The organism is Mycobacterium adipatum (genome assembly GCF_001644575.1).
GTDB lineage: Bacteria > Actinomycetota > Actinomycetes > Mycobacteriales > Mycobacteriaceae > Mycobacterium > Mycobacterium adipatum.
Genome location: NZ_CP015596.1, coordinates 297,962 through 311,764, shown reverse-complemented (window position 1 = coordinate 311,764; position 13,803 = coordinate 297,962). Strand labels below are relative to the sequence as shown.

Here is a 13,803-nt window from a genome sequence, read left to right as displayed (position 1 = left end):
TCGCCGGATGCGGTTCGGCGGATCGCCGCGTGGGTATGCCATCGGCATGTGGACGGCGAGCCGGGACGTCGCGGCACCCGCGGATACGGTGTGGCAGATCCTGACGGACCTGCAGGCCTGGCCGCGCTGGGGGCTCACGGTCCGCAAGGCCGAACTCGACGGCACCGCCCTGCTGCTGGGTGCGACCGGCCGGGTCTGGACCCCGGTCGGTGTTCGGTTGCCGTTCGTGATCTCGGAGTTCGATCCCGGGCGGACCTGGGGATGGGACGTCGCCGGGGTACCGGCCACCCGGCACGGGGTGGAGCACCTCGACCGCGGTGGGTGCCGGGTCTGGATGAGCGCCCCGGTGTGGGCGCCGGTGTATCTTCCGGTACTGCAGATCGCGGTGCAGCGTATTGCCGAAATGGCCGGTAGCCCACCCGGGCCCGTGGCGTAGGGCAACCGCGCTGACGTCAGTTTGCGTGTTGGCGTCCGCGCGCACCCTTTCCGGGCGCATCCTTGACGGGGTAGGCGCAAGAACGGTGGTGCGATGGCTCGAATCGTGGGTGCTGCGACGTACTTTGTCGCATTCCCGCTTCTTTATGCGCTGTCCGTGGTCGCCGGCCGCGCCACTCGGCTGGCCGGCAGCGAGGTCTCCCTGGTGTGGCCGGCGGCGGCCGTCGGCGTCATCTGGATGCTCGCCACGTCCACCCGCGGCACCCGGGAACGCATCACCCACGTGGTCCTGCTGGGGCTGGTGGCCTATTCGACGAACGTCGCGACCGGCGCCACGCCCATCCTCAGCGCCTGGTTCGTGCTCGTCAACATCGTGCTGTCGCTGGTGACGGTGGCCGTGTTGCGCTATCGGCGCAACGAGGTCGTGCTTCGTGACCCCGCCGACCTTGCCCGTCTCGCCGCCGCGGTGGCGGTCGGGACCTGCAGCGCAGCCGTGCTGGCGACCGGCTACTTCGCGGTCGCCAAGGGCGCGGACATGTTCGAAACATTCGCACTGTTCGCGGTCCGCAACGGCGTCACCGCGCTGCTCGGGGTGGCCATCTGGCTGCGCTTGCGCGATGTCAGCTGGAAGCGCCCGAGGACCCCGGTGGGTGCGGTGCTGGAGGCCCTGTTGGCGATGGTCGCCGTCGGGTGTGTGTTCGTGTGGACCTTCTGGCCGAACCACGGCATACCGATGGCGTTCATCGCGCTCGTTCCCGCCATCTGGCTGACGCTGCGCTACAGCACCACGGTGAGCACCGTATTCCTCACGCTGGCGGGCATCTGGATCATCTACGCAACGCTGGCCGACAGGGGACCGCTGATCGTGCCCGATATGCAGGTGCGGGCTCTGCTGGCGCAGGCGATGGTGGGCAGCCTGACGCTGATCGTGCTGACCCTGTCGCTGTACCGAGATTCCCGCACGCGTCTGATCAGACAACTGAAACAGGCCCGGGATCGGGCGGACCGCGACTCCGAACTGCTGGGCGCCGTGCTCGACAGCATCCACGACAGCGTCGTCGTCATCGACGCGCACGGTGCGGTGATCCTGCAGAACGCCCGTTCGGCGGGCTCCGGGCTGGTCGACGATGTCGTGGCGGCCTCGATGGCCCGCACGTCCACGTCGTCTGTCGATGGCGAGGACGGCCACCAGCCCAGCGACATCGTCATCGAAGCGCACGACCACCGCGTCATCGAACTGGCCACGGCCCCGCTGGCGCGTCAGGACGGCCTGGACGTCCTGGCGTTCCGCGATGTCACCGAGCAACGTCAGAACGCCCGTGCTCTGCGTGAGGCACGCGACCTCTTCGCCGGCGTGCTGAAAGCCGCATCCGAGCAGGCGATCATCGGCACCGACCCCAGTGGGCGCATCACGGTCTTCAACCATGGCGCGGAGCGACTGCTGGGATGGTCGCAGGACGAGATGCTCGGCCGCACACCGTTGACGTTCCACCACCGCCCCGAAGTGTTGGCACGGGCTGCCGAGCTGGGTGTGCCCGAGGGGTTCGAGGTCTTCGTGCACAACGTCACCCCGGGCAACGCCGAGGTTCGCGAGTGGACGTACGTGCGCCGTGACGGTAGCCGTGCGGCGGTGAGTCTGGCGGTGTCGGAGATGACCGATGAACACGGCACGTGCGCGGGCTATATCGGCGTCGCCTCGGACATCACCGACCGCAAGGCGGCCCAACAGGCTCTGGCCGAGAGCGAAGAGCGGTTCCGGTTGGCCTTTGACACCGCCCCGATGGGAATGTTCATGTTCGGGCTCGCCCCACCACGACGGGGGCTGATCACCCGGTGTAACCGGGCGATGGCCGAGCTCCTGGGGTGCTCGACGGGGGAGTTGCTCGGCACCAGGGTGACCGACCTCGGCGACGATCAGGGACGCACCGCTGCTGGGGGCTTGGGGTACCTGATGGACCTTGAGGAAGGACGGTCCGCGGAAACCGAGACCTCCTTCACGCGCGCCGACGGTGCGGTGGTCTGGGGTGCGGTGTCGGCATCGGTCGTGGCTCCGCCGGGCTCGGATCCCTACGGCATCTGTCTGGTCGAGGATGTCACCGGCCGCAAGCGGGTCGAAGCGGAACTGCAGTATCTCGCTTCCCACGATCCGTTGACCGGACTGGCCAACCGGGCGCTGTTCACCGACCGGGTCGAGCAGGCGGTGGCCGCCGCGGCAGACGGAGACGGCGCCGGCGTGGGCCTGATCCTCCTGGACCTCGACGGGTTCAAGACCGTCAACGACACCTGGGGGCATGCCGAGGGAGATCTGGTCCTCGCGGGAGTGGCCCGGCGGATTCTGGCCGCGATCCGATCGACCGACACCGCGGCCCGGCTGGGTGGCGACGAGTTCGCGGTGTTGTGTCCCCACCTCGCCGGTATCGACCAACTCAAGGGCCTCGCGGAGCGGCTACGGGTGGAACTGCGAGGTCCGGTCGTGCTGTCGGATGGCCACACCTATGACCAGCTGTCGGTGAGCGCCGGCGTGGTCATCTGGCAGCCGGGATCCACCGCCGCGGCCTTCCTGCACCATGCCGACCGCACGATGTATCAGGCCAAAAGGCGCGGCAAGAATCGGGTCAGCACCGGAGACCCGGCCGTGGAACCGATGAGACCTGCTTCACGACAATAGGTCTGGCGGCGCGACCTCAGCTGCAGACCGCGCCGACGGCCGCGGAACCGACCAGCTTGGTGTACTTGGCCAGCACGCCGGTCGTGTACACCGGGGGCAGTGGCTCGAAACCGGCCTTGCGGGACTCGAATTCGGCGTCGTCGACCAGCAGGTCGAGGGTGCCGTTGGCCACGTCCAGGCGAATGCGGTCCCCGTCCCGCACGAAGGCGATCGGGCCGCCGTCCACCGCCTCCGGGGCGATATGCCCCACGCACAGGCCGGTGGTGCCGCCGGAAAACCGGCCGTCGGTCATCAGCAGCACGTCCTTGCCCAGCCCCGCGCCCTTGATGGCGCCGGTGATGGCCAGCATCTCGCGCATCCCCGGTCCGCCCTTGGGCCCCTCGTAGCGGATCACCACGACATCGCCGTGCGTGATGGTGCCATCCTCGAGGGCATCCAGTGCCGCCCGCTCGCGCTCGAAAACCCGTGCCGTTCCCTCGAACACATCCGAGTCGAAGCCCGCGGACTTCACCACCGCGCCCTCCGGCGCCAGCGAGCCGTGCAGGATCGTGATGCCGCCGGTGGGATGGATCGGGTTGTTCATCGCCCGCAACACCTTGCCGTCCGGGTCGGGCGGCTCGATGTGGGCCAGGTTCTCCGCCATCGTCTTGCCGGTGACGGTCAGGCAGTCGCCGTGCAGCAGGCCGGCGTCCAGCAGTGCACGCATCACCACGGGCACACCGCCGATCTCGTCGACGTGCTTCATGACGTAGGCGCCGAAGGGTTTGACGTCGGCGAGGTGCGGAACCCGCTGCCCGACCCGGGTGAAGTCCGCCAGCGTCAGTTCGACGCCCGCCTCCCATGCGATGGCCAGCAGGTGCAGCACCGCGTTGGTGGAGCCACCGAACGCCATCACCACGGCGATGGCGTTCTCGAAGGCCTCCTTGGTGAGGATGTCGCGGGTGGTGATCCCGCGACGCAGCAGTCCCACCACAGCCTCACCGGAACGGCGGGCGTACTCGTCGCGACGCTTGTCGATGGCAACCGGTGAGGCGCTGCCCGGCAACGACATGCCGAGTGCCTCGGCCGCCGAGGCCATCGTGTTCGCGGTGTACATGCCACCGCAGGCGCCCTCCCCCGGGCAGATCGCGCGCTCGATGATGTCGACGTCCTCGCGTGACATCAGCCCGCGCGCGCACGCGCCGACCGCCTCGAAGGCGTCGATGATGGTGACTTCCTTCTCGCTCCCGTCGGTGAGCCGGGCGACACCCGGCATGATCGAGCCGTTGTAGAGGAAAACGCTCGCCAGGTTCAGTCGGGCCGCCGCCATCAGCATCCCGGGGATCGACTTGTCGCAGCCGGCCAGCAGGACCGAGCCGTCGAGGCGTTCGGCCTGCATGACGGTCTCCACGCTGTCGGCGATCACCTCGCGCGAGACCAGGGAGAAGTGCATCCCCTCGTGCCCCATGGAGATGCCGTCGGACACCGAGATGGTCCCGAACTCCAGCGGGTAACCCCCGCCGGCGTGCACGCCTTCCTTGACGGCCTGAGCGAGCCGCTGCAGGGACATGTTGCACGGGGTGATCTCGTTCCACGACGAGCCGACGCCGATCTGGGGCTTGGCCCAGTCGTCATCGCCCATGCCGACCGCGCGCAGCATGCCGCGGGCGGCGGTCTTCTCCAGGCCGTCGGTGACATCGCGACTGCGTGGCTTGATGTCGACGTCGGCCGCGGTGGGAAGAGAATCGGGAGCTGAGGGCATGAAAGCAAGTATGCATTCGGTCTCGTCGCCGACCCAACACACATTGGCAATACCCCTCTGGGGTACCGGTACCCTGGGCGCATGAGCCGAACGGGATTGCTGGCAGCGCTGACCGTTGCCGCGCTGATCTCCGGCTGCGGCGGTCAGGAATCCACCTCGGCCGCCACCTCGAGCTCGACGACATCGGAAGCGGTCACCCTGGCTCCCGGGGTCAACGCCGCCGACCGCGCGTTCGCGTACGGGATGCTCGCCCAGCGGCCGCAGGTGGACCAGCTGGTCGCGCTGGCACGGAGCAACTCGGGTAATCCGTCGATGGTGGCGATGGCCGAGACGCTGGCCGTCAGCGAACAACAGCAGAGCGAGACGATCAATGCGTTGCTGGTGCAGTGGACCGACGGGCAGGAGGGCGGACAGGGCCCGCCGCCGGCGGGGCCGGCTCTGTTCGACCGCGGCGCCGTCGAGCGGCTCGGGTCGCTGCAGGGCCCGGAGTTCGACAAACTGTGGCTTCAGGTCATGCTCAACCACCACCAGGCCGTGTTGACCATGGCCTCCTCCGAGATCAAGGAGGGCGAGGACGTCAACGCCAAGACACTGGCGCAGGCGATCATCACCACCCGGCAGGAGGAGATCGTGCACATGCAGCAGTTGATGGGAGGCGGTCCGCGATGAGCGATGCAGCAGAACACGGCTATTCGCCGCTGAAGGAGAACTACGCCAAACGGCTGCGCAGGATCGAGGGCCAGGTCCGGGGGATCGCCAAGATGATCGATGACGACAAGTACTGCATCGACATCCTGACCCAGATCAGCGCCGTCAACAGTGCGCTGCAATCGGTGGCGCTGGGGCTGCTCGACGAGCATCTGGGCCACTGCGTCACCCAGGCCGTCGCCGAGGGGGGCGAGCAGGCCGACGCCAAACTCGCCGAGGCGTCCGCCGCGATCGCCCGCCTGGTGCGTTCCTGACGGATTCTCTGAGAGACCTCACAGCTGTAACGAACCGCCGCCGGCCGACGATGAACCCCCAGGTCAGTGGTGCAGGCCGGGCGGCGATGAGGGGTCCGTCCGGTCTCGCCAGGGGTTAGCTCGTTCCCCTGCTATGACACACTGGACTGCAAATATGCCTGTGGAGGTGACAGATGTCGCAGCGGACGAGGAGCAGACTCGCCAGCGCGATCTTGGCGGCCGGACTGGTTGCCGGTCTTGGTATCGGCAGCCCGACTGCCACGGCGGAACCCCCGGTGCCACCGCCGGCACCGGCGTTCCCCGACCCGTTCGCGCCGCCGCCGGCGGCTGAACCGGATCCGTTCGCACCGGTGGGGGGACCCGGCGCGCAGCCCCTGCCGATCCCGGAGGGCACCCCGGGTGGGCAGAACCCCAACCCGTTCATCGGGATGCCCCCGTTCGTCCCGCCGTCCTTCAACCCGGTCAACGGGTCGATTGCCGGTGCGGCGAAGCCGATCTACATCAACTTCCAGCGCCCGATCGCCAATCGGCAGATGGCCCAGGACGCGGTGCATATCACCTCGAACCCGCCGGTACCGGGCCGGTTCTACTGGGTCACCGACACCCAGCTGCGCTGGCGGCCGCAGGACTTCTGGCCCAAGGGCACCGTGGTCAGCATCGACGCCGCAGGCACCAAGTCGACGTTCACCGTCCCCGAGCAGCTCGTCGCCACGATCGACGACAACACCAAGACGATGACCGTGGTGCGCAACGGCGAGGTCGAGAAAGAGTTCCCGGTGTCGATGGGCAAGGCGGGCAACGACACCAAGAACGGCACCTACTACGTGCTGGAGAAGTTCGCCGACATGGTGATGGACTCCTCCACCTACGGGGTACCGGTGGATTCCGCGGACGGCTACCGGACCCGGGTCAAGGACGCCGTGCGCATCGACAACAGCGGCATCTTCGTGCACGGCGCCCCGTGGTCGGTGGCCTCGCAGGGCGAGGAGAACGTCAGCCACGGCTGCATCAACCTCGCCCCGGCCGACGCGAAGTGGTTCTTCGACAACTTCGGCAGCGGTGACGCAGTTGTCATCAAGAACACCGACGGCGGGCTCTACAACCAGCCAGACGGCGCGTCGGACTGGCAGATGTTCTGACCGACGCCCAAAACGCGAAAATCCCCCGGAGCCGGTAGGTCCGGGGGATTTTTCGATGGAGTCTCAGTTCCAGATGCGAACCCGGCGCTCCGGCTCCAGGTACAGCGCATCGTCGGTGCCGACCTCGAACGCGTCGTAGAACGCATCGAGATTGCGGATGACGCCGTTGCAGCGGAACTCCGGCGGCGAATGCGGATCGGTCGCCAACCGGCGGATCGCCTCGGCTTCACGGGATTTCGTACGCCACACCTGCGCCCAGCCGAACAGCACCCGTTGCACCCCGGTCAGCCCGTCGATCACCGGCGGCTCCTCGCCGTCGAGTGACAGCTCATAGGCCAGCAGCGCGATGGACAGTCCGCCCAGATCGCCGATGTTCTCCCCGACGGTGAACGCGCCATTGACATGGTGGGAGTCGTCCAGGCCGCGCGGACTGAAGGCTTCGTACTGGTTGATCAATGCCGTTGTGCGGTGCCCGAACTCGGCCCGGTCAGCATCGGTCCACCAGTCCACCAGGTTGCCGTCACCGTCGTACTTGGCACCCTGATCGTCGAAGCCGTGCCCGATCTCGTGCCCGATCACGGCTCCGATCCCGCCGTAGTTGGCGGCATCGTCGGCCCCGGCATCGAAGAACGGCGGCTGCAGGATCGCCGCCGGGAACACGATCTCGTTCATCCCGGGGTTGTAGTAGGCGTTCACGGTCTGCGGTGTCATGAACCATTCGTCATGGTCGACCGGGCCGCCGAGCTTGGCCAGATCGCGGTCGTACTCGAGGGCGTACCCGCGCTGATAGTTGCCGTACAGATCGGTGCGGTCGACGACGAGCGCCGAATAGTCGCGCCAGCGAGCGGGATAGCCGATCTTCGGGGTGAACTTGTCCAGCTTGGCCAACGCACGTTCCCGGGTCTCGGGCGTCATCCAGGCCAGGTTGGTGATGCTCACCCGGTAGGCCTCCCGCAGGTTGGCCACCAACTCGTCCATCCGGGTCTTGGCCTCGGGCGGGAAGTGGCGCGCCACGTAGAGCTTTCCGACGGCGTCACCCATCAGGCTCTCCACCAGGCCCACACCGCGCTTCCAGCGATCGCGGATCGCCTCGGTGCCACTGAGCGTCTTCCCGTAGAACGCGAAGTTCTCGGCCACCAGGTCGTCGGTGAGCAGCGAGGCCCGTGAGCTGATCACCCGCCAACTCAGCCAGTGCTTCCAGTCCTCCAGCGACTCGCCGGACCACAACGCCGCGAAGGCGGTCAGATAGTCGGGCTGGCGCACCACCACTTCCTCGGGGTCCGCGCCGAGTGCGCCGACCCAGCCGGACCAGTCGAATCCCGGTGCGTCCCGGGATAATTCGGCGAAGGCGCGCAGGTTGTAGGTGAGGTCGGCGTCGCGGCGCTTGACCACATCCCAGTGCGCGGCCGCCAGCTTGGTCTCCAAGGCCACGATGCGCTCGGCTGTCGCCGTGTGGTCACCTTCACCCCCGTGCACCAGCCCCAGCATCCGGGCGATGTGGCCCGGGTAGGCGGCCAGGATCTCGGCGTGCGCGGCGTCGCGGTAGTAGGACTCGTCGGGCAGACCGAGGCCGGACTGCGACATGTGCAACAGATAGCGGGTCGAGTCCTTGGAATCGGTGTCGACGTAGACCCCGGTACCGCCGCCGATCCCGGTCCGCTGCAATCGTCCCAGCACCACGGCGAGCGCCGCACGGTCCTCGGCGGCCGCAATGCTCTGCAGTTCCGCCAGCAGCGGGGCCACCCCCACCCGGGCGACGGTCTCGGTATCCATGAAGCTGGCGTACAGGTCGCCGATGCGGGCCGCGTCCGGGCCATCCTCCGACGACGCCGAGGTGATGATGTCGCGGACCTGCTCCTCGGCCCGGTCGGCCAGCGTGCGGAACGCACCGTCGGTGGCCCGGTCGGCGGGAATGTCGTATTCGTCGAGCCAGCGGCCGTTGACATGGCCGAACAGATCGTCCTGCGGGCGCACATCGGAGTCGACGAAGCTCAGGTCGATACCGGAACGAATATCACTATCCAGAGTCACTCTCACATCCTGCCAGAGCGCGTGACATCGGCACCGGTAGCCTCACGGCCATGCCTGAAGAGCAAACCCGGGGGCGGTCCGTCTATGGCATCGCCGCCATCGTGTTCGGGGTGATCGGTGTCGCAGCCGCAGTCCTGGCAGCGCTGATCTGGTCCGGGCACCGCAGCGAGGTCACCGAGCGGTCGCACCAGACCGAGGTGCTGCAGACGGCGGCGCAGTGGACCGGGCTGCTGATCAACCTGAACAAGGACTCGGCCGCGGAGAACCTTCAGCAGCTACGCGACGGTACCGTCGGCCAGCTCAACGTCGAGTTCGACAACACCATGGCGCCGTTCACCAGCCTGGTGGCCAAGCTCGATTCCAAGACTGTCGGTCAGGTGGAGTCGGTGTCCATCGAGACGCTGCACCACCAGCCCGGGGACGCCCAGGGCCGGCCGCAGGAGGATCCGCAACCCGAGCTCGCGTCGGTGGCCGCGCGCACCGACACGGTGCTGGTGGTGGCCACCTCGGTGAACCAGAACGCCGGTGCGCAGCCGACGACCGTGCGCTGGAATCTGCGCCTGGATGTCTCCGACGTGGACGGCAAACTGCTGGTGTCGCACCTGGAGACGATCCGATGAGGAACCGGCTGCGGGTACTCGCCGTCGATATCCTCGCGCCGTTGGCCGCTATCGCGGCGCTGGTGTTCATCGGTGCGTCGCTGGCCTGGCCACGCTGGTGGGTGGCGGTGTGCACGGCGCTGTGCCTGCTGGTCGTGCAGGGCGTCGTGGTCAACCTGGTGCTCTACCGGCGCGACGGTGTCACCGTCGGCACCGATGACGACGGGCCGGAGCTGCGCTGCGGCGTCATCGCCGTCGCCGCGGCGGCACTGGCCGCTGGGGTGTTCGTCGGCTACACGCAGTGGACGTTGCCCGACCGCGACCTCAACCGGGACAGCGCTGAGGTGGTGGGCATCGCCAGCAGTGTCTCGGAGGCCTCGGCGACCTTCTCGCCGAGCAGCCCCAATGCGTCCATCGACCGGGCCACCGCGCTGATGTCGCCCCGGCGGGCCGAGGCGTACCGCAACGAATTCGCCGCTGTGGCAAAGGATTTGACCAGCCGCAACATCTCCGGTCAGGCGCAGACCATCTCGGCCGGGGTGGAGGCCATCGGGCCCGCGGTGGCCAGCGTCGCCGTCGTCATGCGCGGTACCCAGAACGCACCGGGCAAGCCCGCGGATATCGCGGTGCTCGCCCTGCGGGTGACGCTGGAGAAAGAAGCGGGCAAGTGGCTGGTGACCGACGTGGCACCGATCAACGCCCGCTGAGCGGCGGCGCGGTCAGCCGGAATTGGCCGCCCGCTGGGCGCGGATCCGCGCGAAGCGGTCCGAGAGCCGACGCATGCGGATCATCATCGTGGCCGACGGTGTCGTCACGGCGTCCAGGAAACCGGTGAGCTCCTCGCCGGGCACGCCGATGCGGGACGCGAACTCCGGAGCGCCGAGCCCCGAGCGTTCCAGCAGTTGACGCACGTGGCGGGACACCTCGGCGCGCTCATTGGCTTCCAGGTGTTCCCGGGCCTTCTCCAGGACCTCGGTCAGCGCGGCCGACACACCGTAGGGCTGCTCGGTCTCCAGCACCTCCTCGACCTGCCGGGCGGTCCTGCCGAACGGGTCCCGCTTGATCGCGGCGACGATCCGCTGCCACACGTCCAGATCGTCGTTGTCCAGTGCCGACCGGATCGCCGACGTCGGCCAGAATTCGACCGGCCGGTCGTCCGGGCGGCTGAACTGGCCCTCGGTCGGCGAAGGCTTGGCGGCCAAACTCACTTCGCCTCCTCCAGCATCGCTACGGCCACCGACAGGCAGCGCTGTCGCACGGTGGCCCAATCGGCATCGGTCTGTGCCGGTGTTTCCGGCTCGTCCGATGGGCGCGGGTCGGCCAGACGTCGAACCAGTTGGGTGGCCACCCATTGCGCCCGTGGGCGTTGTCCACAGTAGTACCGGTCCATACCGGTGAGGACACGGGCCGCGGTGTGAGTTTCCATAGAATCCACCAGCTTGGCGAACTCGGTGTAGTCCTGGGTGCTGTTGCGGCACATCAGCAGATAGCTCTTCAGCCGCAGGGTTTCGGCCCCGGTCGGGATGAGCAGCCGGTCCCCGGTGGGCAGCTGCACGTTGGTGGCCTCCATCGGGCCGCGGCGCTGCACCGGCAGCCGCTCCGAATCCGAGGCGGTGGCCAACGCGTCGAGGGCGACGTTGAGCCGTCCGCGCCACATGGTGATCGGATGCACCGGCCGGGGCGCGCCGTTGGTCGGGATGCGCCCGCTGAAGCGTCGCGCCCCGACGACATCGGGTGCCGGGCCGCAACCGCTGAACGCCAGCGGGTCGGGCACCACCACGGTATGCGGGGCGAGGCTCTTCAACTTGGCGGCGGACTTGACCACCATCCGCAGATCCGCCCCGGGTGCGGCGGCCGCGGATTCGGGGACCATCACCAGGTCGGTGATGTCGACCTTGGGCAGCGGCTTCTCGAAGTCGACCGACGGCAGGATCTTGTCCAGCCAGCGCGGCAGCCACCAGTTCCACTGGTCGAACATCGCCATCAGCGCCGGCACCAGGACCAGGCGCACGATGGTGGCGTCGACGGCGATGGCGGTTGCGCAGGCCACCCCGATCTGGGCGACCAGCGGCATCCCCGCAAAGGCGAATCCGATGAACACCGCGATCATGATCAGCGCCGCGCTGGTGATGGTGCGGGCGCTGGTGGACACCCCGTAGGTGACGGCGTCGCGGGTGTTGTTGGTGATCAGGTACCGCTCCCGGATCCTGGTCAGCAGGAAGATCTCGTAGTCCATCGACAGGCCGAAGGTCATCGCCAGCACCAGCGGCGGGACCGTGCTGTCCAGCGATTCGAGTGGCGCGAACCCCAGATCCTCCAGCCAGCCCCACTGGAACACCACCACCAGGCTGCCGTAGGCGGCCGCCACCGACAGCACCGTCATCAGCACGCCCTTGAGGGCGAGGAACACCGACCGGATCGCGATCAGCAGCATCACGAAGGCGATCACCGAGACGAACAGGAAGACCAGCGGTTGGACGTTGGACACCTGATCGTCGAAATCCTTGATCAGTGCCGTGGGACCGCCGACGTCGATGCGTAGGTCACCGTCGACCCGGGGCAGCTCGGCGCGCAGCCAGTCGACGGACTCACGGGCCCGGAAGTCCTCGGGGTCCACCGACAGCACCGCCGACATGAGCGCGCTGTCGTTGTCCTTGCCGATCACCGGCGGGGACACCGTCGCGACATTGGGGCCTTGCGCCATCCGCAGCCCGATGGTGTCCAGCGTTGCACGCGAGGCCGGGCTGTCCGCTGCGCCGTCGGGGAATGTCACCAGCACCCGGACGGGCCCCAGCGCGCCGGGTCCCAGCGCCTCCGATGCCGCGTTGACGCCGCCGCGGATCTCGTGGCTGGGGTCGAACTGACGCAGCATGCTGTTGCCGAGCGTCATCGCGAAGGCGGGTGCGGCCATGGTGAGCAGGAAGACCGCCGCCAGTGACGCCGACAGCCAGGGGCGGCGCATGACGGCCCCGATCCAGCGCGTCCAGAACCGGGATTGGGTGGTGTCCGGGCGCCGCGACCAGTGCAGCAGCCGTGATCGTTTGGCCGCCGAGCGTCCGAACGTGGCCAGCACCGCCGGTGTCAGCGTCGTGGAGGTCAGCACCGCGACGGCGACGGCGAGAATGGCGCCGGTCGCCATGGACTGCAGCACCGGGGTGTTGATCAGGTAGATGCCGGTGACCGAGGCGATGACGGTGAGCCCGGACAGCACCACGGCCAGCCCGGAGGTGGCCATCGCCGCGTCGATGGCCTGCGCGGAGTCACGGCCGGCCCGCAGTTCCTCGCGGTATCGCATCAGGATGAACAGCGAATAGTCGACCGCCAGCGCGATCCCGAACATCGACACCGTGGACGTCGCGAACACGCTCATGGTGGTCACCGACGACAACAGGAATACCACGCCCATCGTCACCACCACGGTGCACATGCCGAGCAGCAGCGGCATGGCCGCGGCGGCCAGCGAGCCGAACACCGCGAGCAGGATGATCAGGACAACCGGCAGGTTCCACTTCTCGGCCTGCGCGATGTCGTGCTTGGTGGCGTACTGCGCCGCGGCGCCGAGCGCGCCCTGCCCGATGACGTAGAGCCGGACCTTGCCATTCTCGGATTCGCCCGCCGTGTCCCCGTGGATGCCCACCTTGTCGCGGAGCTGATTGGCGATGTCCACGGCGCCGCTGTTGTTGAAGTCCATCTGCAGCTGCACGACATAGGGACGGTCCGGGGCCGGGGGCGGCTGCTGCGGATTCGGTACCTCTTTGACGCTGGGTACCTGGCCGGCGATCCGTTGCAACTGCGCGACGGCGGCGTTCATGTCCTCGAACGACGCATCGGCGCGCGGGACGGCCACCAAGGCCAGCGGGGAGGCGCCCTGCTCGGCGAACTGCTGCTCGATCTGGTGCTGGACGTGCAGCGACTGCGATCCGGCGACCTCGAAACCGCCGCCGGTGAGCTGGTCGGACTGGTTCATCGCCAGGTAGACCGACGGCACCAAAAGCAGCACCCAGACCACAAACACCGCCCAGCGATATCTGCGCAGGTTGCTGCTCAAGCGCATCATGAACTGCTGGATGGCGCCCTCTGCCTTTCTCCCCGCTTGGCTGGTAGCCAGAGCGTACCGCAGCAGTCTGTGCGTCGACGGGGGGTCGTTGGCAGTTGTGACCAGGCCGGAATGTTGACCGTGCCGGGCGTCGCCGCGGGTGCACCCCGGGCGACCTGCGAGTTTGCTGCG

Annotated in this window: 11 protein-coding genes; 7 read left to right on the top strand and 4 right to left on the bottom strand. The window is 68.1% G+C overall.

The genetic code is table 11. The features are described from left to right. The first annotated feature begins 46 nt into the window (after window positions 1-46). Both A7U43_RS01385 and A7U43_RS01380 read left to right on the top strand, forming a co-directional pair. Window positions 47-436: an SRPBCC family protein gene (locus A7U43_RS01385; RefSeq protein ID WP_082902349.1), complete on the top strand. Its 390-nt coding sequence runs from the start codon at window positions 47-49 to the stop codon at window positions 434-436. Window positions 437-529: 93 nt separating this feature from the next. After that, window positions 530-3,103, top strand: coding sequence for a diguanylate cyclase domain-containing protein (locus tag A7U43_RS01380; protein WP_067990288.1), 2,574 nt, complete (start codon window positions 530-532; stop codon window positions 3,101-3,103). A gap of 16 nt (window positions 3,104-3,119) precedes the next feature. Here the strand turns inward: A7U43_RS01380 and ilvD are convergent, their stop codons facing one another. Continuing rightward, a complete protein-coding gene (gene ilvD, locus A7U43_RS01375; protein ID WP_067990285.1) occupies window positions 3,120-4,844 on the bottom strand; it encodes a dihydroxy-acid dehydratase in 1,725 nt (574 codons plus the stop codon). 81 nt (window positions 4,845-4,925) lie between these two features. Between ilvD and A7U43_RS01370 the strand changes: the two genes are divergently transcribed. From A7U43_RS01370 to A7U43_RS01360, 3 genes are all read left to right on the top strand, one after another. Beyond that, complete coding sequence (locus A7U43_RS01370) at window positions 4,926-5,513, top strand: DUF305 domain-containing protein (protein ID WP_067990282.1); 588 nt, start codon at window positions 4,926-4,928, stop codon at window positions 5,511-5,513. Then, window positions 5,510-5,806 carry a copper-sensing transcriptional repressor RicR gene (gene ricR / locus A7U43_RS01365; RefSeq protein ID WP_067990280.1) on the top strand — a complete coding sequence of 99 codons (297 nt, stop codon included), beginning with the start codon at window positions 5,510-5,512 and terminating at the stop codon, window positions 5,804-5,806. The genes A7U43_RS01370 and ricR overlap by 4 nt, the downstream gene beginning before the upstream one ends. A 173-nt stretch (window positions 5,807-5,979) precedes the next feature. Continuing rightward, complete coding sequence (locus A7U43_RS01360; RefSeq protein WP_067990278.1) at window positions 5,980-6,945, top strand: L,D-transpeptidase; 966 nt, start codon at window positions 5,980-5,982, stop codon at window positions 6,943-6,945. A 63-nt stretch (window positions 6,946-7,008) separates the two neighbouring features. On the opposite strand, the gene A7U43_RS01355 is transcribed toward A7U43_RS01360, so the two are convergent. Beyond that, on the bottom strand, window positions 7,009-8,976 hold the full coding sequence (locus tag A7U43_RS01355) for a M13 family metallopeptidase (protein ID WP_067990275.1): 1,968 nt from the start codon (window positions 8,974-8,976) through the stop codon (window positions 7,009-7,011). Window positions 8,977-9,026: 50 nt separating this feature from the next. Here A7U43_RS01355 and A7U43_RS01350 point away from each other — a divergent pair, with 50 nt between their 5' ends. Both A7U43_RS01350 and A7U43_RS01345 read left to right on the top strand, forming a co-directional pair. Further along, complete coding sequence (locus A7U43_RS01350) at window positions 9,027-9,596, top strand: hypothetical protein (protein WP_067990271.1); 570 nt, start codon at window positions 9,027-9,029, stop codon at window positions 9,594-9,596. Further along, window positions 9,593-10,282 carry a hypothetical protein gene (locus A7U43_RS01345; protein WP_067990268.1) on the top strand — a complete coding sequence of 230 codons (690 nt, stop codon included), beginning with the start codon at window positions 9,593-9,595 and terminating at the stop codon, window positions 10,280-10,282. The genes A7U43_RS01350 and A7U43_RS01345 overlap by 4 nt, the downstream gene beginning before the upstream one ends. A 12-nt stretch (window positions 10,283-10,294) precedes the next feature. Here the strand turns inward: A7U43_RS01345 and A7U43_RS01340 are convergent, their stop codons facing one another. Both A7U43_RS01340 and A7U43_RS01335 read right to left on the bottom strand, forming a co-directional pair. Continuing rightward, window positions 10,295-10,783 carry a hypothetical protein gene (locus tag A7U43_RS01340; RefSeq protein WP_067990266.1) on the bottom strand — a complete coding sequence of 163 codons (489 nt, stop codon included), beginning with the start codon at window positions 10,781-10,783 and terminating at the stop codon, window positions 10,295-10,297. Next, window positions 10,780-13,632 carry an MMPL family transporter gene (locus tag A7U43_RS01335; protein WP_067990264.1) on the bottom strand — a complete coding sequence of 951 codons (2,853 nt, stop codon included), beginning with the start codon at window positions 13,630-13,632 and terminating at the stop codon, window positions 10,780-10,782. The genes A7U43_RS01340 and A7U43_RS01335 overlap by 4 nt, the downstream gene beginning before the upstream one ends. Window positions 13,633-13,803 lie beyond the last annotated feature (171 nt).